The sequence below is a fragment of the Marivita cryptomonadis genome (assembly GCF_002115725.1).
GTDB lineage: Bacteria > Pseudomonadota > Alphaproteobacteria > Rhodobacterales > Rhodobacteraceae > Marivita > Marivita cryptomonadis.
The window spans coordinates 138,835-163,928 of record NZ_JFKD01000007.1 but is presented as its reverse complement, the minus strand read 5'-3'; the positions used below and the strand labels follow the sequence as shown (position 1 = coordinate 163,928).

Annotated in this window: 20 protein-coding genes; 12 read left to right on the top strand and 8 right to left on the bottom strand. The window is 59.9% G+C overall.

The window, feature by feature from the left end:
- Positions 1 to 51 precede the first annotated feature (51 nt).
- The 3 genes from MCRY_RS09940 to glmM are packed head-to-tail and all read left to right on the top strand — an operon-like array spanning position 52 to position 3,370.
- Positions 52 to 978, top strand: a complete 927-nt coding sequence (locus MCRY_RS09940; protein WP_085629339.1) for a dihydroneopterin aldolase — start codon at positions 52 to 54, stop codon at positions 976 to 978.
- 39 nt (positions 979 to 1,017) lie between these two features.
- Positions 1,018 to 2,037 (top strand): dihydropteroate synthase, encoded by a 1,020-nt coding sequence (gene folP / locus MCRY_RS09935; RefSeq protein WP_085629338.1) that lies wholly within the window; start codon positions 1,018 to 1,020, stop codon positions 2,035 to 2,037.
- The gene (glmM, locus tag MCRY_RS09930; RefSeq protein ID WP_085629337.1) at positions 2,027 to 3,370 is read left to right on the top strand and encodes a phosphoglucosamine mutase; all 1,344 of its coding nucleotides are present in this window, start codon (positions 2,027 to 2,029) and stop codon (positions 3,368 to 3,370) included. The genes folP and glmM overlap by 11 nt, the downstream gene beginning before the upstream one ends.
- A 94-nt stretch (positions 3,371 to 3,464) precedes the next feature.
- Here glmM and proS read toward each other — a convergent pair whose 3' ends face one another.
- Positions 3,465 to 4,808, bottom strand: coding sequence for a proline--tRNA ligase (gene proS / locus MCRY_RS09925; RefSeq protein ID WP_085629336.1), 1,344 nt, complete (start codon positions 4,806 to 4,808; stop codon positions 3,465 to 3,467).
- A gap of 140 nt (positions 4,809 to 4,948) precedes the next feature.
- Between proS and MCRY_RS09920 the strand changes: the two genes are divergently transcribed.
- The 7 genes from MCRY_RS09920 to MCRY_RS09890 all read left to right on the top strand — a co-directional run bounded on the left by MCRY_RS09920 (position 4,949) and on the right by MCRY_RS09890 (position 15,054).
- Positions 4,949 to 6,565, top strand: coding sequence for a pentapeptide repeat-containing protein (locus MCRY_RS09920; RefSeq protein ID WP_085629335.1), 1,617 nt, complete (start codon positions 4,949 to 4,951; stop codon positions 6,563 to 6,565).
- 143 nt (positions 6,566 to 6,708) lie between these two features.
- Positions 6,709 to 8,208, top strand: a complete 1,500-nt coding sequence (locus MCRY_RS09915) for a sensor histidine kinase (RefSeq protein ID WP_176234499.1) — start codon at positions 6,709 to 6,711, stop codon at positions 8,206 to 8,208.
- Positions 8,205 to 9,152 carry an ADP-ribosylglycohydrolase family protein gene (locus tag MCRY_RS09910; RefSeq protein WP_085629333.1) on the top strand — a complete coding sequence of 316 codons (948 nt, stop codon included), beginning with the start codon at positions 8,205 to 8,207 and terminating at the stop codon, positions 9,150 to 9,152. Before MCRY_RS09915 ends, MCRY_RS09910 begins: the two co-directional genes overlap by 4 nt.
- A gap of 72 nt (positions 9,153 to 9,224) precedes the next feature.
- The gene (locus MCRY_RS09905) at positions 9,225 to 10,961 is read left to right on the top strand and encodes a pentapeptide repeat-containing protein (protein WP_085629332.1); all 1,737 of its coding nucleotides are present in this window, start codon (positions 9,225 to 9,227) and stop codon (positions 10,959 to 10,961) included.
- Positions 10,962 to 11,048: 87 nt separating this feature from the next.
- Positions 11,049 to 12,116 carry an AI-2E family transporter gene (locus MCRY_RS09900; protein WP_085629331.1) on the top strand — a complete coding sequence of 356 codons (1,068 nt, stop codon included), beginning with the start codon at positions 11,049 to 11,051 and terminating at the stop codon, positions 12,114 to 12,116.
- Entirely contained in the window at positions 12,117 to 12,812 is a 696-nt protein-coding gene (locus MCRY_RS09895) for a P-loop NTPase family protein (RefSeq protein WP_085629330.1), read from the top strand.
- Positions 12,813 to 12,879: 67 nt separating this feature from the next.
- On the top strand, positions 12,880 to 15,054 hold the full coding sequence (locus MCRY_RS09890) for an RNA degradosome polyphosphate kinase (protein WP_085629329.1): 2,175 nt from the start codon (positions 12,880 to 12,882) through the stop codon (positions 15,052 to 15,054).
- 50 nt (positions 15,055 to 15,104) lie between these two features.
- Here MCRY_RS09890 and MCRY_RS09885 read toward each other — a convergent pair whose 3' ends face one another.
- Positions 15,105 to 16,022: a ketopantoate reductase family protein gene (locus MCRY_RS09885; protein ID WP_085629328.1), complete on the bottom strand. Its 918-nt coding sequence runs from the start codon at positions 16,020 to 16,022 to the stop codon at positions 15,105 to 15,107.
- A 164-nt stretch (positions 16,023 to 16,186) separates the two neighbouring features.
- Here MCRY_RS09885 and MCRY_RS09880 point away from each other — a divergent pair, with 164 nt between their 5' ends.
- Positions 16,187 to 17,734 (top strand): Ppx/GppA family phosphatase, encoded by a 1,548-nt coding sequence (locus MCRY_RS09880; protein ID WP_085629327.1) that lies wholly within the window; start codon positions 16,187 to 16,189, stop codon positions 17,732 to 17,734.
- Between the two features lie 70 nt (positions 17,735 to 17,804).
- Here MCRY_RS09880 and MCRY_RS09875 read toward each other — a convergent pair whose 3' ends face one another.
- Complete coding sequence (locus MCRY_RS09875; protein WP_085629326.1) at positions 17,805 to 19,103, bottom strand: DUF3422 family protein; 1,299 nt, start codon at positions 19,101 to 19,103, stop codon at positions 17,805 to 17,807.
- 287 nt (positions 19,104 to 19,390) lie between these two features.
- Here MCRY_RS09875 and MCRY_RS09870 point away from each other — a divergent pair, with 287 nt between their 5' ends.
- Positions 19,391 to 19,927, top strand: a complete 537-nt coding sequence (locus MCRY_RS09870) for a flavodoxin domain-containing protein (RefSeq protein WP_085629325.1) — start codon at positions 19,391 to 19,393, stop codon at positions 19,925 to 19,927.
- 53 nt (positions 19,928 to 19,980) lie between these two features.
- On the opposite strand, the gene MCRY_RS09865 is transcribed toward MCRY_RS09870, so the two are convergent.
- The 5 genes from MCRY_RS09865 to MCRY_RS09845 form a co-directional block, all read right to left on the bottom strand.
- Positions 19,981 to 21,477, bottom strand: a complete 1,497-nt coding sequence (locus MCRY_RS09865; RefSeq protein ID WP_085629324.1) for an NAD(P)(+) transhydrogenase (Re/Si-specific) subunit beta — start codon at positions 21,475 to 21,477, stop codon at positions 19,981 to 19,983.
- A 13-nt stretch (positions 21,478 to 21,490) separates the two neighbouring features.
- Positions 21,491 to 23,062: a Re/Si-specific NAD(P)(+) transhydrogenase subunit alpha gene (locus MCRY_RS09860; RefSeq protein WP_085629323.1), complete on the bottom strand. Its 1,572-nt coding sequence runs from the start codon at positions 23,060 to 23,062 to the stop codon at positions 21,491 to 21,493.
- A 137-nt stretch (positions 23,063 to 23,199) separates the two neighbouring features.
- Complete coding sequence (locus MCRY_RS09855; RefSeq protein WP_085629459.1) at positions 23,200 to 23,649, bottom strand: methyltransferase family protein; 450 nt, start codon at positions 23,647 to 23,649, stop codon at positions 23,200 to 23,202.
- 85 nt (positions 23,650 to 23,734) lie between these two features.
- The gene (locus tag MCRY_RS09850; protein WP_085629322.1) at positions 23,735 to 23,932 is read right to left on the bottom strand and encodes a hypothetical protein; all 198 of its coding nucleotides are present in this window, start codon (positions 23,930 to 23,932) and stop codon (positions 23,735 to 23,737) included.
- Between the two features lie 145 nt (positions 23,933 to 24,077).
- Complete coding sequence (locus MCRY_RS09845; protein WP_085629321.1) at positions 24,078 to 24,995, bottom strand: DMT family transporter; 918 nt, start codon at positions 24,993 to 24,995, stop codon at positions 24,078 to 24,080.
- Between the last annotated feature and the right edge of the window lie 99 nt (positions 24,996 to 25,094).

Genomic DNA, 25,094 nt, shown 5'->3' with positions numbered 1-25,094 from the left:
CGTTGGCGCTGTCCTCTGGTAGCCCGGACAAGACCGACAGGAGGATGCGCCATGAGTTCTGAAATTCGACTTGCCTTTGCGCACCCGTCCGAACGGGCCATCGCCACAGCCGATGACGGCCCTGTGGATCGCATTTCACTGCGCGACCACATCGTCGAGGTCGAGATCGGGGCGTTTCAGGCCGAACGCGGCACGCGCCAGCGGATCTGCTTTAACGTCGTGGTCGAAGTGCAACCTATCGTCGGCCATATCGATGACGATGTAGACCGTATCCTGTCCTATGACCGCGTGACCGAAGCGATTGCGACCGAGCTGGGTGCAGAACGGTTGAACCTTCTCGAAACGCTGGCGGAACGGATCGCCGAACGCATCCTGCTGGAGCCTCAGGCGTTGAGGGCCTTCGTGCGGATCGAAAAGCTGGATCGCGGCCCCGGCGCATTGGGCGTTGAAATTGTGCGGTCGCGCAGTGATTTGGGAAGCGCAGCCCAAGATTCAAGTCAGGAACGTCCTCATCCGCGTGTGGTCTACCTGACCAATGCCGCACTGATGTCGGATCACCTGGGGGCATGGATTGACCAGCTTTCCGCCGAACGTGCGCCACTGATCTTGTGCGTGGGTCTGCCTGAAGGCCGCAGGGCCGAGGTGGGGCAACCGATGGCGCAGCGGCGGATCGACCTTTTGGCCATCGAACAGAATGGCTGGGTGCTTGCCGCCCGCGATGCGCGGTGCAAGGTGGTGGCCACACGCACCGAACTGGACTGGGCAATGAAGAACGGTCAGGTCTGCATCTGGGCCCCGTCGAAAATCATTCTGGACGCGGTCGAGGGACCAGACACGCCGACCACCGACGCGGTGGCATTGACCGGATGGTTTGCCAAGGAAATGGACGCAAGCGAGCTTTTGGTGATAGGAACCGATGCGCCACGTGTGGCGAATGTTTCAGTTCGCAACAGCCCTGTAGGCGAAAGCGTGCTTTAGACGCTTGTCAAACAGCGAATTGCGTTTCATTCACACGCCATGAAATCGTATTTTCGTCCCCTGCCCCAAGCATCGGCGCCGCGCCCGACCGACGCGGTCGACCTCGCGGGTGGCCCATTATGGTTCACGCATGCTGTCGCATTGCGGCGTGGCGGGGCACCGCAGATCGTTCCCGCAAAGGCAATCCCGGATGACGTTCTGACGCGATTGACCGTCCCACGTGCCCCGATTGCCGGAATGGATATGGGCGGGCTGTCCTTGATGGGGATTCTCAATGTCACGCCTGACAGCTTTTCAGATGGCGGACGCTACCTCGAGCCAGAGGCGGCAGTGGCACAGGCCCGGCGGATGGCTGAAGCGGGTGCAGGGATCATTGACGTAGGTGGGGAAAGCACCCGTCCGGGAGCCGAAACAGTGCCCGTGGACGAGGAAATCCGACGCGTGCGCGAGCCGATTGCGGCAATCTCGGCGGAACTGGACGTGCCGATCTCGATCGACACGCGAAAAGCGCTCGTGGCCGAAGCCGCATTGGCGGCAGGTGCCGCGCTGGTCAACGATGTGGCCGGGTTCACTCATGATGCGGATCTCGCTCCGTTGTGCGCCGCACGGCAGGTGCCGGTCTGCGTGATGCATGCGCAGGGTGATCCACAGACAATGCAGCAGGCACCCCGCTATGACGATGTGCGGCTGGATGTGTACGACTTCCTGTCCAAGCGGGTCGAGGCTTTGGTGGCGCAGGGCATCGCCCGCGATCAGATCATGGTCGATCCGGGCATCGGGTTCGGCAAGACGCTGGATCACAACCTAATCCTGCTGCGCGACATCGCGCTGTTTCACGGACTAGGCTGCCCGATCCTGCTGGGTGCATCGCGCAAAAAATTCATCGGGACGATTTCCGGGGCTGGCACAGCGGACACACGGGTGGCGGGATCGGTTTCGGTGGCCTTGCATGGTGCCAGCCAAGGTGTGCAAGTCATCCGGGTACATGATGTTGATGAAACACGTCAGGCGTTGGCGCTCTGGCGTGCAATCGAGTGGGGTTACAAGAATGGGGCGTAAGCTTTTTGGCACGGATGGCGTGCGCGGAACGGCCAACATCCATCCGATGACAGCCGATATGGCGTTGCGGATCGGTGCTGCGGTCGGCCGTCATTTCCGGCAAGACTCCAAAGGCGTGCACCGCGTTGTGATCGGCAAGGACACGCGCAAGTCCGGCTATATGTTCGAGAACGCGCTCACCGCCGGGCTGACCTCGACGGGCATGAACGTGTTGCTGCTTGGACCCGTGCCGACTCCGGCAGTCGGCCTCTTGACCCCGTCGATGCGGGCAGATTTGGGCATCATGATTTCGGCCAGTCACAATCCGGCGGCCGACAATGGGATCAAGTTCTTCGGCCCTGATGGATTCAAACTGTCGGATGCTGATGAGGCCGAAATCGAAGATCTGATCGAAACCGGCGTCGAGTCGGCACAGGCCGAGAACATTGGACACGCAAAGCGCATCGACGACGGGCGCTTTCGGTATCAGGAGAGGGTCAAATCGACCTTCCCGTCTGACTTGCGGCTGGACGGGCTCAAGGTGGTGATCGACTGCGCCAATGGCGCTGCCTACAAAGCTGCCCCTGAAGTACTGTGGGAATTGGGCGCAGAGGTAATCCCGCTGGGCGTGACACCGAACGGGACGAATATCAATGAAGGCTGCGGGTCGACGCATCCGCAACTGGCCACTGCCGCGGTTGTCGCACATGGCGCGGATGTGGGGATTTGTCTGGATGGCGATGCCGACCGGGTGATCCTGATCGACGAGACCGGACAAGTGGCAGATGGGGACCAGATCATGGCGCTCATGGCCGCGCGTTGGGCTGAAGAGCAGCGCCTGCGCGATGGCGTACTTGTTGCCACCGTCATGTCCAATCTCGGGCTGGAGCGTTTTCTGACCGGGCGCGGGCTGCGGCTGGAACGCACTGGCGTAGGCGACCGCTACGTGGTCGAAGCGATGCGGCGCGGCGGCTGGAACCTGGGCGGCGAACAGTCGGGCCATATCGTGATGACGGATTTCGCCACGACGGGCGACGGACTGATGGCGGGGTTGCAGTTTCTGGGCGAGATGTGCCGCACCGGCAAGCCGGCAAGCGCGCTTGCCCGCAGTTTCGATCCGGTTCCGCAACTGCTCAAGAACGTGCGCTATGACCCGTCGGTGGCTCCGCTTGAGGTGGCGTCAGTCAAGGCGGCCATCGCAGATGCCGAAGCGCGGCTGAATGGCAGCGGGCGGCTCTTGATCCGCAAGTCGGGAACTGAACCGCTGATCCGGGTGATGGCGGAATGCGAAGATGAGGCGTTGTTGCTCGAGGTAGTGGACGGCATCGTGGCCGAGGTCGCCGCATCGGTGTGAGGCTGGGACGGATGCGTCGACGCATCCGCATGTTTGCGTTGACGCAAACGGTGCCTCAGCCGGTCATGGCCGCCCCGAGAGGCGGCCTTTCATGTCAGCCGACCATCTTGCCGTAGATGGCAGCAACCTTGGCGATCGCCTGTTCCGGCGGCAGTTCCTCGCTCTCCCCGGAGCGGCGCGACGTGAGTTCGACCACGCCGTTCTTGAGCCCGCGCGGACCGACTGTGATGCGCCATGGCAAGCCGATGAGGTCCATCGTGGCGAATTTGCCACCTGCCCGTTCGTTGCGGTCGTCATACAGCGGCTCCAGACCGATTGCGGTCAGGCTCGCATAGAGCGCCTCGCAGGCGGCGTCAGCTTCGTCGTCGCCCTGCTTGAGGTTGACGATCCCGCAATGGAACGGCGTCACACCTTCAGGCCAGATGATGCCGTTTTCGTCATGGCTGGCCTCGATGATCGCGCCCAGAAGACGGCTGACGCCAATGCCGTGGGACCCCATGTGCACGGGAACGCGGTTGCCTTCGGCGTCGGCGACGGTGGCCCCCATCGCGTCGGAATACTTGGTGCCGAAGTAGAAAATCTGACCCACTTCGATGCCGCGCGCGGTGCGTTGGCGGTCGGCTGGCACTTTTGCGAACTCGGCCTCGTCATGCGTTTCATCTGTACGGGCATAGCGCGAAGTGAACTCTTCCAGAACCGCCTGACACTGGGCCACGTCATCATAGTCGATGGCGCGGTCGCCGAATTTCAGATCGGTGATCTGGGCATCATAGAACACTTCGGATTCGCCAGTTTCGGCCAGAACGAGGAATTCATGGGTGTCGTCGCCACCAATGGGGCCAGAATCGGCACGCATCGGGATCGCCTGAAGCCCCATGCGTTCGTAGGTACGCAGGTAGCTGACCAGATGACGGTTATAGGCGTGCAGCGCGTCTTCCTTGGTAAGGTCGAAATTGTAGCCGTCTTTCATCAGGAATTCGCGGCCCCGCATCACGCCAAAGCGCGGGCGGATCTCGTCACGGAATTTCCACTGGATGTGGTAGAGCGTCAGCGGAAGGTCTTTGTAGCTGCCCACATGGGAGCGAAAGATGTCAGTGATCATCTCTTCGTTGGTGGGACCATAGAGCATATCGCGGTCCTGCCGGTCGCGGATGCGCAGCATTTCGGGGCCGTAGGCATCGTAGCGGCCGGATTCTTTCCACAAGTCAGCGGATTGCAGCGTCGGCATCAGCATCGGGATATGGCCCGCGCGTACCTGTTCCTCGTGCACGATCTGTTCGATGTTGCGCAGTACCCTGTAGCCCAGCGGCAGCCACGAATAAATGCCGGCGCTGGCTTGCTTGATCATGCCGGCACGCAGCATCAGCCGGTGGCTGACGATCTGGGCCTCGGCAGGCGTTTCCTTGAGAACGGGCAGAAAATAGCGGGACAGGCGCATCTGGGACCTCGGATGGGTGGTTTGGCTCGTCCTAGCGGGTTGCAGCGGCACCGACAAGGGCCGGTGGCCTCCGACGCGCTTGGTATGGTCTTTGCATGCCCGGTCGGTTGGTGGCGGCGGCCTGAACGATCGGGATGTGAATGAACGAAAGCGTGACGATTGCTTTGCAGGCGCCGCAGCACATCATGCAGGCTGTCGGCGTTGTGGAAGGCATTGTTCTTGCCGCTATCATTCTGGTCACGTCGTGGTGGCACAAGCGTCGCACTCAGATCACGCCCCACATCTTCGCATCGTACCGGTTGGAACGGCGTTTCGCCCGTGCCGCTGCGCGTTTGTCAGAACCAGCGACGGCAAATGGGTCTATTCCCGAAACGCGGATCGACGCACTGCGGACTCTGGACGCAATTTCGCAGGACGCGATGCGCCTTGGCGCGTGGCAACTCCGTATCAAGGTAATGACGCGGTTGTGCGCCTATGTGCGGGATGCGGCCCCGTCGCGGGACGCAGTCGATTTTCCCCTGCCACCGTGGCAAAGCCTGCATGACGCCGCGACCCATACCGAGAAGATGGCACATCTGGCATGGCGCGAGGTTCGGTTTGCCAACCGTATCACCCCGAACGCCCGCGCTTGGGCAGCCTCTCTGCCCCGCCCCCCTGCCGATATCGCGCTGGCGCTTCGGATCATCGGGCGCGGCATGCCCAAAGACTGCGCGGCCGATTCCGGGACCCTCGACCTTCGGGGGAGTGTCACTCCTTGCCCGGCCCTGCCCGATCCCGGTGGCTCGGCCCCGTTGAGCGCGGAGGCGATCGAGCAGCACAAGACGGCGCTGCGCATATGGCGCGCGGCTCTTGCCACCCATGATGGCTACCGTCTGGATCTGAGGAACACCAACCTGCAAGCCGCCGATCTATCGGGTCTTGTGCTGAGTGGCTGCCATTTGGATGGCGCGCGGCTGGAAGGCGCAACGCTGAACGGAACACGGCTGGAAGGGGCGACCCTGAGGGATGCCCGGCTGGACGGGGCGGATCTTTGTGCGGCTCGATTGCAGGGGGCGGACCTGCGCCGGGCGCACCTTGAAGCGGCAGTTCTGCGCGGGGCGCATTTGCAGGGAGCAAACCTCAGAAGAACCCGAATGGAATGGGCGAACTGCAAAGACGCCCGGCTGGACGGCGCAGAGCTGCACGAGGCGCAGCTCGAAATTGTATCCTTCTACAAGGCGTCGATGACGGGTGCGGTGTTTTACAAGGCAAGAATGGATGGCGCGGTTCTCAGGCAGGCGCGGCTCGAGGGGGCCGATTTCACACGCGCCCGGATGCCTTGGGCGAACTTGCGTGAGGCCCGACTGGAACATGCAAGTCTTGGCTGGGCACAGTTGGAGGACGCTGATCTTGCCGAGGCGGTGTTGACGGGTGCGGACCTGTTCAAGGCACGGCTTGAAAGGGTCGACCTCAGGCGGGCGCACATAATAGGGGTCAGCTTTTCAAAGGTTGGCGTTTCTGGACCTATGTCGGTGACCGGCGCGATGTTCCAGCAAACTGTTTTGGATGATCTAAACCTTACGGACCTCGACATCACCCAAACGCAGATCGACCAATGCCACGGAAATGCCAGTGTTCTGTTGCCCCACGGGATCACCGCCCCGGCTCATTGGCCAGTTCAGTCTGCCCAAGCAGCGCCCGCGGACGTGTCACGGGATAAGTGCGTGCAATGGCGTGATGTTCCGGAAAGACGCAGAGCGCCCGCCAAACCTGCCTGAGCACCCAACGCATTGCCACACCGGACCGGGCTGGCCATATGCTGCCTGCGCGTCACCTCACGGCACCGCGTCCTGACATGTGGACTCTGCCCGAAAAATCGACCAGCTTGGTTGCGGTAACAGTCGCAGAGAACGGGTTGAGAATGACGGGTGACATGCTTGTTTACGAGGAAACCAACCCTCTGACAGAAATTCTGGCCCTCGGGTTTGAGGCGGTGCCTTTTGCGACGTTGTTCTATCTGCCAGACGACAACCTGACGCTCTTGTGGCGCAATTCGGCACATGCGGTGATGTCGGCCTCGGTTGGTGCCGATGTCAGTGGCATGGGCATGTTCGAAGCCTTTCCGCCCAGCGCGGATGCTGCCGGATCGGATGCGGTGAATTTTATCCGCAACGCCACCGACGAAATCATGCGCACAGGCAAACCACAAGAGGTCGGCCCCGCCCGGTTTGATCTGTTGAGCGACGAGGGCCACTATGTCGAACACCATTGGCAGATGCATTTCGCGCCGATCCGAAAAGACGGCAAGATCATCGCTATCCTGCAAACCGCGCGCGACGTGACCGAGGCGACTCTGACCGCCCGGCTGGCCCAAAGCCACCGGCGGGCTGCCACCTCGACCGCGTCGGTCGCCTATTTCAGCTATGACCCGGAAACAGATCTGTTTCTGCGTCACGACGCCATCGACACGATGTTCGGCTTTGCACCCGACGAGGCCGGACCATATGCGGCGCCGTTCTTTGAACGGGTGCACAAGGACGACATCGCGGCAGTGCATGAAGAAGTGGTCCGGGTGCTGGCGGCTCCGCATGGCGAGATCGCATCCTTCGACTACAGGGTGCCGCTGCCTTCGGGTGAGGAACGCTTTGTCCGTATCCGCGGCGAAATCGCGACCGACCCGGTTGACCGCCGCCCCAAGCTGGTGGGCACCTTTGTCGACCTGACCGATATCGAAACCGCCCGACGCGACCTTCAACAGGCGGTTCATGTCCGCGAAGCGCTGGTGATCGAGGCCAACCACCGGATCAAGAACAGCTTGCAGATCGCACTGTCGCTGCTGCGCCTGCAATCCAGCAAACTGATGATGGCGGGCGGTCCCGCCGCCGACCGGGCGCGCGAAGCCTTGCGCGCGGTTGAATCGCGTGTCCGCGCGGTGGCGGATGTTCATGCGGCAATCCAGATAGACGATGATGTTGCCCAGATCGACCTTGTCACACTGTTCAACCGATTGGTTCTCTCGACCCGCAAAAGCGCGGAACTGCCCGAAGGCGCGATGATCTTCACCTACCCGACCGAAGTGATCCGACTTAAAAGCGATACGGCTATCGCGTTAAGCCTGATGTTGAACGAATTGCTGACAAACGCGATCAAATACGGTGCGCCACGCGAACGCGCCCCGGTCACGCTCGATCTGGTCATAGACGACGGCCGGGAATTGCAGATCACCGTGTCGAACGCAGATTTGAATGCCGGCGCATCGCAGCTTGATATCGACTCCACAGGGACCGGCGAACGTCTTGTCCAGCAATTCGCAACCCAGATCGGCGCGGAAATCGACCGGACGAAAGATGGCAAACGGGTGGTTGCGAAAATTACCATGCCGCTGGAACCATCGCCCATCGCTTTGGATCCGGCACAATGAGTGGCGCACCCAAATCGGCCATGCTTCTGGGGGCGCTTGTGGCGGATGCAGCAAGCCTCGGGCTGCACTGGCTTTACGACCCGGACCGCATCGCCAGCATCGCGGCACAGCGAGGCGCCGCCACCTTTGCCCCGGTAGATGCAGCGTTTTTCGATGGCGTACCCGGCTATTTTGCACATGCCGACCGGCATGCCGGAATGCTGACGCAATATGGCGAAGCCCTATGTGTCGCGATGCGCTGCATGATTGCCAGTGACAGAGCCTTCAACGACAGCGCCCAACGTGCTGCCTTTGCGGCATATTTCGGACCGGGCGGGGCCTACACGGGCTATATCGACCGCCCGACCCGGGGTGCGCTGGACAAAATCGCCTTGGATCAGGTGCCGTCCGGGATCGACGATGACCAGAACCCCGCTCTCACCCGGTTGCCCGCCATCGTGGCGGTGTATCATGACGCGCCCGATCTGACCGCGCAGGCGGAGGCGGCGATGCAGATCACAAATGTGAACGCGGTTGCGGCGGCCTATAACGCGGTTTTTGCGGATCTGCTGTGCCGCGTTCTGAACGGCGCACCTATTGCCGAAGCGCTGGTCGCCGCAGCAGACGGAGCAACGGGCGACGTTCAGGCCGCGTTGCGGGATGCGCTGACCACACCAGAGACAGACTCGACGGCCTATGCAGGACGTGTCGGGCGCGCCTGCCACCTGCCCACTGCCGGGCCTGTGATGTTCCATGTGCTGCGCCACAGCACCAGCTATGCCGACGCGGTGGAGCGCAACATTTTGGCGGGCGGCGACAGCGCCGGTCGGTCGCTGATGATCGGTGCAGCGATGGCGGCGGCGCGGGGGATTGCGACGCCCGGTGGGATACCTTTGGACTGGGTCCTTGCCCTGAGCGACGGGGCAGCCATATGGGACGCGTGCCGGGCTTTGGGGCGGGATTGATCCGACAAGGTTGGACTGGCCAACGCGCAGTCTTTGGGTCAGGATCAACCAAAAGATGTACCCAGAGCGCGTATGAGTGAAGAATCTTCCAAACCAACCAACCGCAGCCTTTTTGACTGGCTGGGCTTTCGTAGAGACATGGATTGGAATGTTGCCAAGCCGTTGGGTCGAGCCTTTGGCAGTATTCTTGCGATTGCGATCCCCCTTTTGTTCTTCGGCTCAATTATTGCGGCGGCGTTTGTGTTGTGGGGCACGATCCGCGATATTGGCAGCGGGGCAAGTTCTGGTCCCAACCTCGGCGCGGGCGCGATGATCGCAGCACTGTTGGGCGCGCCTTTCATCATATGGGGCACCTATCTGCGCCAGCGAGCTGTGGAGTTCCAGAAAGAAGGTCTATTGACCGACCGTATCAACAAAGCGGTTGAAATGTTAGGCGCGGACAAAACGTGGCTTCAATACACCATGGACGAAGCTGGCAACCCAGTCCAAGTAGAACGCACTGTTCCCAATATCGAAGTCCGCATCGGCGGGCTATTGTCCCTGGAGCGGATCGCGCAGGATTCGGTGCGCTATGACGAAGGGCGCGATCATGTGCGGGTGATGGAAATCCTCTGCGCCTATGTGCGGGAGAACGCACCTGCGTCCGAAGCGCGCAATTTTCCACTTATAGATTGGGAACCACTGTCAGACGACGCGACGCAAGAACAAAGAGATAGTCAAGAAAAGTGGCGTTTAGTTCGCTTTGGTCGTCCTTATGAATGCAACGCAGAGCAGTGGGCTTTAAGCCTACCCAAACCCAGACAAGATATCTCCATTGCCCTAAGGGTTATTGGCCGGCGCAATAATGGTCAAAAAATTACTGAAACACAATGGACCGAAGCTATAATTCTTGATGAAGAGAACTATAAAACAAAACCCTTCGAAAGGCCGAAAAAAATCAACAAGAGGATCACATCAAGAACAGAGATTATTGAACTTCAAAGTAAAATATCTCAATGGAAAAAATCGAAAATCACAAGTTTTATATTCAAAATTGATTTGCGAAACACGAATCTTCAAGGCGCCGACCTATCGGAGTTAGACTTTGAAAGTGCTATTTTTCTTATGTCGCGACTCGAGGGAGCAAACCTTATTGGCACCAACTTGAAATACTGCATGTTGAATTTTACACACTTAGATGGAGCTCGCCTACAAAAAGCAGATCTTCAAGGCGCAGATCTTTTTGGGGCGAGACTAGAGGCAGCTCGGATGGAAGAAGCTAATTTGCAGTGCTCCAACTTGAACAATGCTTACATTGATGGCGCTGATTTGAGGTCAACGGATCTCACAGGTGCTGATTTAGCAGGTGCAAGTCTAGAATGGAGCTTGATAAGCAAATCTAAACTGCAAGGTGCAAACTTTCGAAATGCGAGAATGGAGGGTGCTACTCTGTACGATTCAGTTCTAGACTTTTCAAACCTAGAGGAAACGCGACTGCGACGATCTTCGCTTTTCAAAGCGAGCATGAAGCATTGCTACCTCCACAATACAAGAATTGAATATTCTGATATGAAACTCACCGATACAGAAGGGTTAAGCTTCAAAGGTCTAGACTTGAGAGAAGTCAATATTTCTCAACAGCAATTAGTACAGTGCTTTGGAGACATAAGCGTGCTGCTGCCAGCACATCTGAAAAGGCCAAAGTATTGGCCAGGATGGAATTTGCCGCCTTTTGTTGATGACGGCTTCAAGTACCAATGGCAGATGTGGCGCACAGACCCCGCAAATTACACCCCGCCACCCAAACCCGACAACAACCCAGAGACGTGACGCGCCATCCTGCGATGATCCCCTCCCACCTCTTGAAACCCTTCACCGGACAGGCGATGTAGGAACAGGATCACAGGGGCAGATCGCATGGCACTTCCCGCGCAGGACCAGCTGAAGTATTGGGGCATGGCCGCCATCGTTTTCGCGGTGGTGTTGTGGTTCCTTGGCGACGTGCTGCTGCCCTTCGTGCTGGGTGGGGCGATCGCCTATTTCCTTGATCCGGTGGCTGACCGTCTGGAACGCATGGGCTTTAGCCGCGTCATGGCCACTGCTATCATCACAGTGGTCGGGCTTTTGGCCTTTGTTCTGCTGTTGCTGTGGGTGATCCCGTCGCTGGTCAATCAGGCGCTCGACCTCTTTGATGTGGCACCCACATTGTTTGCTAACCTGCGCGATTTCCTGATCGAGCGTTTCCCGGACATCATGGACACCGAAAGCCCGCTGCGGCAATCGCTGGTCTCGATCGGCGAAACCATCAAGGCACGTGGTGGCGAATTGCTGAACACAGTGCTGAGTTCGGCGGCGGGGATCATCAATATCGTGATGCTCTTCGTGATCGTCCCGGTGGTTGCGGTCTATCTGCTGCTGGACTGGGACAACATGGTTGCCCGCATCGACCAATTGCTGCCCCGAGATCACGCGCCGACCATTCGCAAACTGGCTAAGGATATCGACGGCACGCTGGCCAGCTTTATCCGCGGCATGGGCACGGTTTGCATCATTCTTGGCACCTATTACGCAGTGGCGCTGATGCTCATCGGGCTGCAATTCGGACTGGTGGTGGGGTTTGTCGCAGGGCTGGTGACCTTCATCCCATATCTTGGCGCGCTGATCGGCGGGGCTCTGGCGATTGGCCTCGCGCTGTTCCAGTTCTGGGGCGATTGGCTGTCCATCGGGCTTGTTGCGGGCGTGTTCGTGCTGGGACAGGTGATCGAAGGCAACGTCCTGACGCCCAAGCTGGTTGGCTCCTCTGTTGGGCTGCACCCGGTCTGGCTGATCCTTGCACTGTCGATCTTCGGCACGCTGTTCGGCTTTGTCGGCATGCTGGTCGCAGTGCCGGTCGCCGCCTCTATCGGTGTCATCACGCGCTTTGCCGCGAACCAATATCTCCAAAGCCGGCTGTATCGCGGGTTGAGTGATCAGGACCGGGAATAAATGGCCCTTCAGATGAAATTCGACATTCCAGCGCGCCCTGCGCTGGGGCGCGGCGACTTTTATGTCACCCACAGCAACGCGGTGGCGTTGGGGCTGGTGGACACGTGGCCAAACTGGCCCAACGGCAAGCTGGTGCTGGTCGGACCTTCTGGTTCAGGCAAGACCCATCTGGCCCATGTCTGGTGCGCCGAAAGCGGTGGTCGTATGATTGCTGCACAGGATATCCGCACCGACGACGTCCCGAACCTTGCCGATGGACCGATCTGTGTCGAAGATGTTGAGGATATCGCAGGAAATACTGACGCCGAAGAAGCGCTCTTCCACCTGCACAATCTGGTTCTGGCCAATTGCCATTCCATGCTGTTGACCGCTACGCGGGCCCCGTCGGCATGGCCGATCCAGTTGCCCGATCTGGCCAGTCGCATGTCCGGCACCACTGTGGCCAAGCTGGCAACTCCGGACGATATTCTGCTCTCTGCTGTTCTGGCCAAGCTTTTTGCCGACCGTCAGATCGTACCGATGGCGGATGTGATCCCCTATCTGGTGCGCTGGATGCCCCGATCGTTCGAAGCCGCGGGGCAGGTTGTCGCACATCTGGACACCGAAGCCTTAGGCACCCCCAAGGGCGTGACCCGCAGCTTGGCGCGAACCGCGCTGGCCGAGCTTGAATTCCGCGAAGAAACAGCGTCAGACTAGGCGCTTAGGGTGATGTCCTCAGGCTCGGCGTCACCGAACTGTCACGCGCCACCGCTAAAGGACCGTCATGAACAGCGCAGACTTCCTGAACGCCCCCGCCCCCAATCCCGCCGAATTGCCGGATCTCGACCTGACCGGTCCCGGTCGGTTCTTCAATCGCGAGATGTCGTGGCTGGGCTTCAACTGGCGTGTTCTTGAAGAAGCCGAAAACCCGCGTGTGCCCCTGCTGGAACGGCTACGCTTTCTGTCGATCTCGGCCACCAACCTTGACGAATTCTATACCGTGCGCGTGGCCGGTCTGCGCGAACTGGCACAGGCAGGCAACGTGACCCCTGCCGCCGACGGCCTGACCCCGGCGGAACAATTGGTGCTGATCAACGAAGACGCCCGCAAACTGATGGCGTCGCAGCAGCGCGTCCTTGCTGATCTGCGACAGCAGATGGAGGCCGAGGGCATTTCGATCCTGGCGCGCGACGATCTGGACGACGCCGATCTGATCCATCTTGAAGACGTGTTCCTGAATCAGGTGTTTCCGGTGCTGTCGCCGCTGGCCATCGACCCGGCGCACCCTTTTCCATTCATCGCCAACAACGGATATTGTCTTGCGTTGCAACTGGAACGCCGCAAGGACAAGACCGGACTTCAGGCGCTCTTGCCGATACCGGCGCAGATCGCGCGCTTTGTTTCCCTGCCGCCGCGCGATGGATCGGACCGGTTCATTTTCCTCGAAGACCTTCTGCTGCTGCATTTCGACCGGCTCTTTCCCGGCTACAAACTGCGCGACCATTTCGGGTTTCGGGTGCTGCGCGATAGCGATATCGAAGTTGAGGACGAGGCCGAAGACCTCGTGCGCGAATTCGAGGTCGCGCTGAAACGGCGGCGACGTGGCGAAGTGGTGCGTCTGACGGTCACCACGGGCGCCCCGAAAACCCTGCGCGAAACGGTGATGCGCGAGTTGCGCGTGCGCGACGACGACGTGATTGAACTGACCGGCATGATCGGGGCTGCGGACCTCAAAGAGCTGGTTCTGGACAGTCGCCCTGACCTGTTGTGGCCTGTCTTTACACCGCGCGTGCCTGAACGGGTGCAGGATTTTGACGGTGACATGTTTGCCGCGATCAAGCAGAAGGACATGCTGCTGCACCACCCATACGAGACCTTCGACATGGTGGTGCGGTTTCTGGCGCAAGCCGCACGCGATCCCGATGTGGTGGCGATCAAACAGACGCTCTACCGAACATCCCGCCAATCCCCCATTGTCGCCGCCCTGTGCGAAGCCGCTGAGGACGGAAAATCCGTCACCGCCCTTGTCGAGTTGAAGGCCCGCTTTGACGAGGCCGCCAATATCCGGCAGTCCCGCAGGTTGGAACGGTCCGGCGCGCATGTGGTTTACGGCTTTCTCGACTGGAAGACCCACGCCAAGATCTCGATCGTGGTGCGCCGCGAAGGCGACCGTCTGGTCACTTACACCCATTATGGCACCGGAAATTATCATCCGATCACCGCGACAATCTACACCGATCTGAGCTTTTTCACCTGCGACGCGTCATTGGGGCGCGATGCCACCAAGGTGTTCAACTACCTGTCGGGCTATGCCCTGCCCGACGGTCTGGAAAACCTGAGCATCTCGCCGCATTCGCTCAAGCCCAAGATGCTGGAGCTGATCGCCGCCGAAGCCGATCATGCCCGCGCAGGCAAGCCTGCCCAGATTTGGCTCAAGATGAATTCGTTGATCGAACCCGACATGATCGACGCGCTCTATGCCGCCAGTCAGGCTGGGGTGAAAATCGACTGCGTGATCCGTGGCATCTGCGGCCTGCGCCCGGGTGTCAAAGGGCTCAGTGAGAACATCCGTGTCAAATCCATTGTCGGGCGGTTTCTTGAACACTCGCGGATCATCTGTTTCGGCAATGGCTACGGTCTGCCACACAAGAAAGCCCGCGTGTTCATGTCCTCTGCCGATTGGATGGGCCGAAACCTGACCCGCCGGGTGGAAACACTGGTCGAGATCGAAAACGTGACCGTCAAGGCGCAGATCGTCAGTCAGATCATGGCGGCGAACCTCGCGGATGTGGCGCAAAGCTGGATCATGCAGCCGGATGGTGCGTTTGTCCGCACAACATGGGACGAAGGTGCGTTTGCCTTCAACTGCCACCGGTTCTTCATGGAGAACCCGTCGTTGTCAGGCCGTGGATCAGCGGGCGCATCCGACGTGCCCAAACTGACCCACACCGAGGAATAGGACGCAGGAAGACCTTTCGAAAGGTCTTGCCCGCTTTTCGAAAAGCGGGATCAGCGCCCATGTTTATGGGGCAAGAGGATCGCATAAAGCGCGGCGTTGACAGATGCGTCGATCCCGGCTTTCGCCGCAAGGCGCGTGGCGGCCCCGGACACCCACTCGATTTCAAGCGGTCGACCATGTTCAAGGTCAATGGCCGTCGACGCCCGCCCCTGCGCCGGAAACGCCATCAAGGTCTCCCAGATCTGCGCTTCCAGATCGGTATCCAGTGCGACACCCAAGGCACGACCGACCTTCGCGGTTTCCGACATGGCCCGTTTGAACAAAGCTTCAAGCTCTGGAGTGGTGCGCACATCGCCAATGGTACAGCGCCCCGCCGCCGTGACCCCGGACAGCGCTGAGAACAGGACAAACTTGGACCAAAGCTCCTTGTCGATGTCGTCAGTCTCGGGCGCAGCTGATCCGGCTGCGTTGATCGCAGCACGCAGGGCGTCGATGCGGGCGGACGGGCGACTGTCGCGCTCTGCAAAGATGAAGGAGTGGAATGCGCCGGTCTGGGTGATGACCCCAGGTGCGGAAATGGTGGTCGACACCCGTGCAACGCCATTGCCAACATTGCGTTCCGGCAAAATCGCCGACAGCCTGTCCGACGCTTCGACCCCGTTCAGAAATGGCACCACCACTGTTTCGGGGCCGATCATCGGCAGACAGGCTCGAGCCGCGTCGTCAAGCGCGTCGCCCTTCACGCCAAAGATGATGGCGTCGACGACACCCACCTCGTCTGGTCGATCAGTCGCGATCTCGGGACGTGCAATCTCGGTCCCCGATGCGCTGTCCAATTGCAACCCGTTGGCCCGGATCGCGTCCAGATGCGCCCCTCGGGCAATGGTCGCAACGCTGTGCCCGGCATTGGCCAGTTTGACCGCCAGAAATCCACCAATTCCGCCTGTGGCCATGGTTGCAATCCGCATGATAGCCGCTCCTATGTGCTGCCTGTGATGCGGGTCAGAGTGACCGATTTCCCACCCATCGAAAAGGCGATACCGGACCGTACGTCACACAAAACCGCAGCCATGTTTTCTTGACCTTCGCGTTGCGCTTTGACACGGTGCGCGCGACCTGACCGGGAGGCCATATGGACGGAACCAGCGACGCCGAACACGATCCGATGGGCCTGTTCGGCCGCCCCCTGTTCAACGACCCCAAGGCCCGCGCGCTCAGCCGCGTGGGTGTTGTCGATATCGGCTCGAACTCGGTCCGCCTCGTCGTGTTCGACGGGGCAGCGCGATCCCCCGCGTATTTTTACAACGAAAAGCTCATGTGCGCCTTGGGTGCGGGCATGTCCGATACCGGGCGTCTGAATCCCGAAGGCCGCGCGCGGGCACTGCAAGCCCTGAAACGGTTTCAGGCGCTGGCCGAGGGCATGAACCTTCCGCCGCTGACCGTGGTGGCCACCGCTGCCGTGCGCGAGGCCGAGGACGGCCCCGATTTCCGCGATGACGTGCTGCGCGAGACCGGTTTGCGCATCTGGGTGATCGGCGGCGAGGAAGAGGCTCGGCTGTCTGCTCAGGGCGTTCTCTTGGGGTGGCCCGGCAGCTATGGACTGGTCTGCGACATCGGTGGGTCGTCCATGGAGCTGGCCGAGATTTCCGATGGTCTTGTCGGGCGCCGCATCAGTTCCAATCTCGGACCCCTGAAACTGCGCGATCTCAAGGGCGGTCAGAAAGGTCGGGACGACCACATCAAGGCTGTGATGGCCAAGCTGGCCGATCACATGGGGCCGCAGCGGGACCGCCTGTTCCTTGTCGGCGGTTCATGGCGCGCCATTGCGCGGATCGACATGTATCGACGCGGCTATCCGCTGCACGTCTTGCATGAATACCGGATGGACAAGAAAGCGGTGAACCAGACCGTGAAGTTCATCAAGTCAAGCGACATCGAAGAGCTGCGGCAAGCCTGCGGCGTCTCCTCGGCGCGGATGGATCTGGTGCCCTACGCCGTCGATGTTCTCAAACGGTTGGTGCAGACGTTCAAACCCAAGGATATCGCGATTTCCAGCTATGGCATCCGCGAAGGCCTGCTCTACGAACAGATGCCACAGGAGTTGCGCGACCGCGACCCGCTGATCGAAGCCTGCCGCTTTGCCGAGGCCAAGGACGCGCGTCTGCCGGGATTTGGCAAAAAACTGTTCCGCTTTGTCACGCCACTGTTTTCAAATGCCGACGCTGCGCGGATGCGGCTGATCAAGGCCGCCTGCCTCTTGCACGACGTAAGCTGGCGCGCGCATCCAGATTACCGCGCCGAGACCTGTTTCGACAACGCCACGAGGGCCAACCTTGGTGGCTTGAAACACTCAGAACGCGTGTTCCTGGGGCTGGCACTGTTGCACCGCTACAAGAACAAGCGCGAAGGCACGCGTTTTGAAGAGCTCGAAGGCCTGTTGTCCGAAAAAGCAACGCTGGAAGCCGAAGTACTAGGCAAGGCGCTGCGCTTTGGCTCGATGCTGTGGATGTCCGATGCCAGTGCGGATGGTACCGCGCTAGAGTGGCGGCCGCGCAAAAAGCTGTTGCGCCTCAAACTGACACCGGATTCCGTGCCGCTCTATGGCGAGGTGGCCGAGGCGCGGTTCCTGTCGCTTGCGGCGTCGCTTGGGGCTGAGACCGAAGTGGTGGTGCAACGCTAGAGGCCGCGACGACGCGTCCGGCATGTACGTCGACGGACACGTGCATCCACCTTTCGCCAATTGCTAAAATTCAGAGCTCGGGACCACCCTGCTCTACCACCCGACGAATGCGGCGGATCGCGAACCACACCAGCAGCACCACCGGAATGGTCGCTGCCGCCGTCACGGCCCCCTTGGAGATCCCCAACATGTCCGCAACCGGGTAGAGCAGATAGCCCGCCAAAGAGACCGCGTAATAGCTGATCGCCACCACCGACAGCCCTTCGACGGTCTTTTGCAACCGCAACTGCATATCGGCGCGCTGGTTCATGCTTTCGAGCAATTGCTGGTTCTGCGCCGACCGCGCCACTTCGACCCGTGTGCGCAGCAGATCCCCCGCCCGGACCGCCCGCGCGGCCATGGCTGACAGGCGGGTTTCGGCAGATTTGACCGTCCGCATTGCCGGATCGTAGCGGCGGGTCATGAATTCAGCAAAGGTCTGGCGGCCCTGAAACCGCTCTTCCCGCAGGACCGACACCCGTTGTTCAACAATCGCCTCATAGGCCCCGGTTGCACCGAACCGAAAAGAGGTTTGCGCCGAGAGGCTTTCCAGTTCTGCAGAAACCGCCAGAAGCGATTTCAAACGATCTTCCTCTTGTCCATCGCCGTGGGTCATCGCAGCCATCAAGCGGTTCAATTCGTTGTCGATCTCGCCCATGCGGGGGCCCATTTCACGGACACGGGTGAAGCCGAGCATGGACATTGTTTTATAGGTTTCGATCTCACACAGGCGCTGCACAATCCGGCCCACACGACGGCGGCCAATGCCGTTGCGCACGAAGCAGCCAAACCGTAAATGCCCCGCCGGGTCGATGCGGAAATCCCCAGCAACGATCGCGTCGTCATCCAGAACGCGGCTCACGGCAAGGCTTTCAGGCACAAACCAGTCCGAGAGATTCTGCGAGACCTTGGCTTCATCGGGGCGGTCTTCCACCCGGATCAACGCAGAGGTGATCCGCACGCCGGGGGCCGAAGCAAGCCAGCTGTCAGGAAAGACGTCCATATCCGCCGGATCGAACGCCCGGTCGGTCAAACCGTTTAAAAACACCGTGTAGGTCACAAATTCCGTGTGCTGTTCCCACTTCAGCGTGTGCTGCCCGATTTGGCCCGAGAAATGCGTGGCGCCCGGTTGCGGATGTGTCGTGCCGTAGCGATCCAGCAGCGCCTTGAGATGATCAAGGTCCAGCGTCTTGTCCCGCGCAGCCGCCGCCTTGGGCTTTTTCAGCGCGAGGTAGACAGCGCGACAGGGCGCTTCGAGTGACGGGAACGGCCGCGCGTGCAGTTCGTTCGATAGGGCGTAGCGCAGCGGGTGATCTTCGATAGGGGCCATGGGTCGGTCTTTCAGATTTGGCCAAGACTTAGGCTCGCCATTTTCCCAAGTAAAGGAAATTTCCAGACATTTCAGTATTTTACCAGTATTCAACTGTATGCACTGCACGCTTCGAAGCAGCCTTGCGCAAGACGCCCAAGGAAAAGGCAGGCGCAAAATGGCCGACAGTTCAATGATCTCAAACGGTTTTTGCGGCAGGTCAACGCGCACAAACCACCGTTGCGTTAGGCCTGACGTTGTCCGGCAGGGTCGGCCTGCTGTGACACTTCGGCAGCAAGGGGTGTCTTATGAAACTGTTCATTGGCTACGCAAGCACGGAAGGGCAGACGCAAAAGATCGCCCGTCACATTATGGACCGGCTGGTCGATCAGGGCCACAGCGTCGAGCTGTCCGCTCTTGATCAGGCCGGTCCCGTCGATCTCGCGCGGTTCGACGCAGCGATTCTTGGCGCGTCGGTGCATGTCGGGCAGTACCAGTCGGTTCTGTCGGATTTTGCCGAAACCCGCGCGGATGCCCTAAACTCAATGCCCACGCTTCTGCTGTCGGTGTCTCTTGCCGCGGCAGGGCACGACGCCGAAGACTGGCGCGGACTTGACACCATCCTGACGGACTTGTCTGAGGCCACGGGCTGGGTACCCGGTCAGGTGATGCAGGTCGCAGGCGCATATGAGCCGTCGAAATACGATGTGTTCCGCCGCTTCGTCATGCGCCGGATCATCGCTGCCAAGGACCCAGACGCAGATCTGGACTGGGACAAGGAATACACCGATTGGGATGATCTGAACGCGCGGGTGGACAGCTGGATCGCTGACGGCGCGACATGAAAAAACCCCGCATCTTGCGATACGGGGTTTTCTTTTCTGCTTGCTGATCCGGATCAGGAGATTTTGGTCAGCAGCGTGTCGAGGCTGGCTTTCGCGTCGCCATAGAACATCCGCGTATTGTCCTTGAAGAACAGCGGGTTCTCGATGCCCGAATAGCCGGTGCCCTGTCCGCGCTTGGACACGAAGACCTGCTTGGCCTTCCAGCATTCCAGAACCGGCATACCGGCGATAGGGCTGTTGGGGTCGTCCTGTGCGGCCGGATTCACGATATCGTTCGAGCCGATGACGATGGCAACGTCCGTATCCGGGAAGTCGTCGTTGATCTCGTCCATTTCCAGAACGATATCGTACGGAACCTTGGCTTCGGCCAGAAGCACGTTCATGTGGCCAGGCAGACGGCCCGCGACCGGATGGATCGCAAAGCGCACGGTCTTGCCCTTGGCGCGCAGACGACGGGTAAGCTCCGCCACGTTCTGCTGTGCCTGTGCCACCGCCATACCGTAGCCTGGAATGATGATGACGCTGTCGGCCTCGTCCAGCGCGTTGGCCACGCCGTCTGCGTCGATGGCGATCTGTTCACCTTCAACGGCCATCTGTTCACCCGCCGGGCCACCAAAGCCGCCCAAAATCACGCTGATGAACGACCGGTTCATCGCCTTACACATGATGTAAGACAGGATGGCACCCGAAGAGCCCACAAGCGCACCCACAACGATCAGCAGGTCGTTGCCGAGGCTGAAACCAATCGCGGCAGCCGCCCAACCCGAATAGCTGTTGAGCATGGAGACCACGACCGGCATGTCGGCGCCGCCGATGCCCATGATCAGGTGGTAGCCGATGAAGAGCGCCAGAAGCGTCAGAAGAACAAGCGTCCAGCTTCCCGAACCGCCCAGATACATGATCGCCAAAAGCAGCGAGAGGCCCGCAGCAGCGGCATTCAGCAGGTGACCACCCGGCAGCTTTTTCGCGCCGCTGTCCACTTTGCCCGCCAGTTTGCCATAGGCGATGACGGATCCTGTGAACGTCACGGCACCGATCCAGATGCCCAGGACCAATTCGACCTTGAGGATGTTGATTTCAACGTTGGTCTTTTTGGCAATTAGTTTGCCAAAGGACGACAGACCGTCATAGACCTCTTTCGGCAGGCCGATGGCGGTATACCCGTCATCCGACACGGCGCCCATGACAAGGCCGTTTGCGTCGTAAAGATCACCGATGTTGTTGATCATGATGTCAGCGTTGAAGCCCACGAACACCGCTGCCAGACCGACAAGGCTGTGCATGATGGCGACAAGCTCGGGCATCTGGGTCATCTGAACGCGAGTGGCAAGCTGATAGCCGACACCCGCGCCCAGTGCGATCAGGACGATAGAGGCGACAAACAGCCCCTGCCCCGGCCCGATGAGCGTGGCAAGAATCGCAATGGCCATGCCAACAATGCCGTACCAAACGGCGCGCTTAGCGCTTTCCTGACCGCTCAGACCGCCGAGAGACAGGATGAAGAGAACCGCTGCGACCGCATAGGCCGCGATGGTGAATCCGAATTCCATGGTGCCTGCCCCCTTAGGATTTCTGGAACATGGCGAGCATGCGCCGTGTCACGAGGAAGCCGCCGAAAATGTTGATCGAGGCCATGAAGATACCCAGCGCCGCCAGAAGCGTGATGAGAAGCGAACTGGACCCGATCTGGATCAGTGCACCAAGGATCACGATGGACGAGATTGCGTTGGTGACGGCCATCAGCGGTGTGTGCAGCGAATGCGCCACGTTCCAGATCACCTGGAAGCCGATGAAGACCGACAGCACGAACACGATGAAGTGCTGCATGAAGCTGGCTGGTGCGACCAGACCAACGCCCAGAACCAAAGCGGCACCGATGGCCAGCAGGGTGACCTGCTGCTTGGTTTGCGCCTTGAACGCCGCCACTTCGTTGGCGCGCTTTTCTTCGGGCGTGAGTTCCTTGGCCTTTTCCTTGGGTTTGGCGGCAATCGCCTGAACCTTGGGAGGCGGCGGCGGGAAGGTCACTGCCTTCTCATGTGCGATGGTCGCGCCACGGATCACGTCATCTTCCATGTTGTGCACGACCTGCCCGTCTTTTTCCGGGGTGAGGTCTGTCATCATGTGACGGATGTTGGTGGCGTAAAGATTGGACGACTGCGTGGCCATGCGCGACGGGAAGTCGGTATAGCCGATGATCGTGACACCGTTATCGGTGACGATCTTTTCGTCCATCACGGTCATCTTGCAGTTGCCGCCCTTTTCAGCGGCAAGGTCCACGATGACGGAACCGGGCTTCATCGCCGCAACCATGTCGGCGGTCCACAATTCGGGCGCTTCGCGGTTGGGGATCAGCGCGGTGGTGATCACGATGTCGATGTCGGGCGCCAGCTCACGGAACTTGGCAAGCTGTGCTGCGGCAAATTCCGGCGAGGAAACAGAGGCATAGCCGCCAGTGGCGGCCCCATCCTGCTGTTCTTCCTCGAAATCGAGGAAGACGAATTCCGCGCCCATCGATTCAACCTGCTCGGCCACTTCGGGGCGCACGTCGAACGCGTAGGTGATCGCCCCAAGAGAGGTCGATGTGCCAATGGCGGCAAGACCGGCCACACCGGCACCGACCACCAGAACCTTGGCCGGGGGCACCTTGCCCGCAGCAGTGATCTGACCGGTAAAGAAGCGGCCAAAGTTGTTGCCGGCTTCGATCACGGCACGGTAGCCCGCGATATTTGCCATGGAGGACAACGCGTCCATCTTCTGCGCGCGGGAAATGCGCGGCACCATGTCCATCGCGATGACAGAGGTGCCCTGATTGGCCGCCTGCTGCATCAGCTTTTCGTTCTGAGCCGGATAGAAGAATGAGATCAGAAGCTGGCCTTCGCGCGACTTCTTCAGTTCGGCGTCGGTCGGCGGACGCACCTTGGCGACCACATCGGCCTCTTTCCAAAGCGCTGCGGCGGTTTTGACAACCTCGACGCCAGCTTCTTTGTACGTGTCGTCATTGTAGCCCGCTGCGTCGCCTGCACCGCTTTCGATGATGCACTCATATCCCAGCTTTTGCAGCTGGCGGGCGGAATCCGGGGTCATGGCAACGCGTGCCTCACCCTTCATCACTTCCTTTGGCGTCCCGATTTTCACCTGAGCCGTCCCCCTTATGGTTCGTTGCGAAGTGCCGTAGCGGCATGTTTTCCGGCGATGGGTCTACATTGCTGACCTAAAGCGCACAATGCTGCCCAACCGCGAAACGCTCATCTAGAACAGATGTGCCCGGTCGGCTAGAGCCAACGTCGCGTTTGTTTCTCGTATCGTGCAAAATTCGCACGAAAATTTCGCCGCAGCCGCTTTTCTTCCGCGAGAATGAAGTGTTTCTCGATCCACCAGACAAAGACCGGGATCAATGGGAGCGATAACACCGCGTCCCAATAGAGGATCATTCCGGTAAGGATCAGCGAATCAGCAAGATAGATGGGATTGCGCGAGCGCTTGAAGATGCCGCTGGTGACCAGCGCATCAGGGTCTCTGTGCGGGATGATCGTCGTACGATGGCGGCGCATTTCATAGGCGGCCAGCGCGATCAGAACGAATCCGCCGCCGACCAGAAGCCCGCCCAGCAAATCAGCCCAGACCGGGCCGAAACTCAGCCCGTAGTCGAAATGGGTCTTTTGGTTCCAAACCACGACAAGCGCCGCAGCAAGCCAGACCGGGGGAAGATCGACGTATTTCATCATGCACCGGACATAGCAAAGCCCGGAACAATGCGCGAGATGGATCAGATGGACAAAAGGCCGCCCGGTCAGGGCGACCTGTCGGTCACATCTTCACACAGCCCAAAATCTCGTTCTTGGGAATCCGCGCGACCATCACGCCACCATCGACGCGCTTGACGTGGAAGCCATAGCCACGCATGCGGAATTTCCATTCGGCATCCGACAGCGTTTTCTGACGTTCCGCCACAAGGAAGTGGCGCAGTTCGCCCAGATCAGGGCTAGAGAAGGTTTCAGCAAACATTTGGGTTGTTCCTCGTACATTACCTGACCCTTTTGTCGCCCTCGATTGTGTCCAATTTTGGAACCAAACCCGGTTTTTTGCGGAATTCGAAACAATAGGGTGCAACCGGCTCTACAAGATTGACGCAGACACCCCTTAAGTCACCTTAACCCTTTGTTTCATTGACCAAAGGCGTACGATGCGACTTGCGCAGCACGGCTTCACGCCATGTGATGAAGATCACCGATGCCATGATTATGCCACCTCCAAGGATCACCCACGGATCGGCCGGTTCACCGAAAAACAGCGCCCCCAGAAGCACAGACCACACCAGTTGCAGAAAGGTGACGGGCTGCGTGACGGTGACCGGGGCCGCGGCAAAAGCCAGCGTCATGGTATAGTGCCCCGCTGTAGCAAAACAGGCGATGGCCGCCAGCACTCCGAGATCGGCAAGGCTGGGCGTGACCCAGACCGCGATGGCGAAGGGGGCAAGCCCGATCGTCACGGTGATCGACAAAAGCGCCACCACCAGACTTGCGGGCAATTCGCCAGATACGATCTTGGCGATCAGGTAGCTGCCCGCAAAGAGCAGCGCCGTCCCAAGCATGGCGATATGGCCGGGGTCGAGTTCGCGAAATCCAGGGCGCAGGATGATCAGTGACCCGATCAGCGCCGCGATCACCGCAAGCACCCGGCGCAAGGCCATTCGTTCGCCCAGAAGAAACACCGCGAGGATCGAGACATAGACCGGGTTGAGGTAATTCATCGCCGTGACCTCGGCGATGGGAATGCGCGTCATGGCATAGAACCACAGGATCACCCCGAGGGTGTGGACAATGCCCCGTATCCCAAAAAGCTTTTTCTGCCGCGGCGTCAGCCGAATTGCCATCAATTCGCGCCAGACCGGGATCAGGAAAACCAACCCGATCACGTAGCGCAAGAAAGCCGACTCGGCTGCTGGGATGCGCCCACCCAGCGTTTTGACCAGTGCCGTCACGGCAACAAAGCAGATGCCCGTCATGACCATCCAAAAGATGCCTTTGACTGGATTGCCACTGCTGTTGGATGCTGGGGAGGTCGTCATATCCGCAATGGACCGGAAGCCGGGGAGATGTGCAAGAGGGCTTTGGCGAACTCGAGCGGCATCCTCGCGTGTGATCCGACGATCCTGCGGACACCGGGC

Excerpts from the sequence above, each read along its gene's own strand:
- MCRY_RS09900 (WP_085629331.1), top strand. The coding sequence starts at position 11,049 with ATGGCACTTCCCGCGCAGGACCAGCTGAAGTATTGGGGCATGGCCGCC.
- MCRY_RS09910 (WP_085629333.1), top strand. The coding sequence starts at position 8,205 with ATGAGTGGCGCACCCAAATCGGCCATGCTTCTGGGGGCGCTTGTGGCG.
- MCRY_RS09845 (WP_085629321.1), bottom strand. The coding sequence starts at position 24,995 with ATGACGACCTCCCCAGCATCCAACAGCAGTGGCAATCCAGTCAAAGGC.
- proS (WP_085629336.1), bottom strand. The coding sequence starts at position 4,808 with ATGCGCCTGTCCCGCTATTTTCTGCCCGTTCTCAAGGAAACGCCTGCC.
- folP (WP_085629338.1), top strand. The coding sequence starts at position 1,018 with ATGAAATCGTATTTTCGTCCCCTGCCCCAAGCATCGGCGCCGCGCCCG.
- MCRY_RS09895 (WP_085629330.1), top strand. The coding sequence starts at position 12,117 with ATGGCCCTTCAGATGAAATTCGACATTCCAGCGCGCCCTGCGCTGGGG.
- MCRY_RS09855 (WP_085629459.1), bottom strand. The coding sequence starts at position 23,649 with ATGAAATACGTCGATCTTCCCCCGGTCTGGCTTGCTGCGGCGCTTGTC.
- MCRY_RS09890 (WP_085629329.1), top strand. The coding sequence starts at position 12,880 with ATGAACAGCGCAGACTTCCTGAACGCCCCCGCCCCCAATCCCGCCGAA.
- MCRY_RS09865 (WP_085629324.1), bottom strand. The coding sequence starts at position 21,477 with ATGGAATTCGGATTCACCATCGCGGCCTATGCGGTCGCAGCGGTTCTC.
- MCRY_RS09940 (WP_085629339.1), top strand. The coding sequence starts at position 52 with ATGAGTTCTGAAATTCGACTTGCCTTTGCGCACCCGTCCGAACGGGCC.
- MCRY_RS09920 (WP_085629335.1), top strand. The coding sequence starts at position 4,949 with ATGAACGAAAGCGTGACGATTGCTTTGCAGGCGCCGCAGCACATCATG.
- MCRY_RS09875 (WP_085629326.1), bottom strand. The coding sequence starts at position 19,103 with ATGGCCCCTATCGAAGATCACCCGCTGCGCTACGCCCTATCGAACGAA.
- MCRY_RS09850 (WP_085629322.1), bottom strand. The coding sequence starts at position 23,932 with ATGTTTGCTGAAACCTTCTCTAGCCCTGATCTGGGCGAACTGCGCCAC.
- MCRY_RS09915 (WP_176234499.1), top strand. The coding sequence starts at position 6,709 with ATGACGGGTGACATGCTTGTTTACGAGGAAACCAACCCTCTGACAGAA.
- MCRY_RS09880 (WP_085629327.1), top strand. The coding sequence starts at position 16,187 with ATGGACGGAACCAGCGACGCCGAACACGATCCGATGGGCCTGTTCGGC.
- MCRY_RS09870 (WP_085629325.1), top strand. The coding sequence starts at position 19,391 with ATGAAACTGTTCATTGGCTACGCAAGCACGGAAGGGCAGACGCAAAAG.
- glmM (WP_085629337.1), top strand. The coding sequence starts at position 2,027 with ATGGGGCGTAAGCTTTTTGGCACGGATGGCGTGCGCGGAACGGCCAAC.
- MCRY_RS09885 (WP_085629328.1), bottom strand. The coding sequence starts at position 16,022 with ATGCGGATTGCAACCATGGCCACAGGCGGAATTGGTGGATTTCTGGCG.
- MCRY_RS09905 (WP_085629332.1), top strand. The coding sequence starts at position 9,225 with ATGAGTGAAGAATCTTCCAAACCAACCAACCGCAGCCTTTTTGACTGG.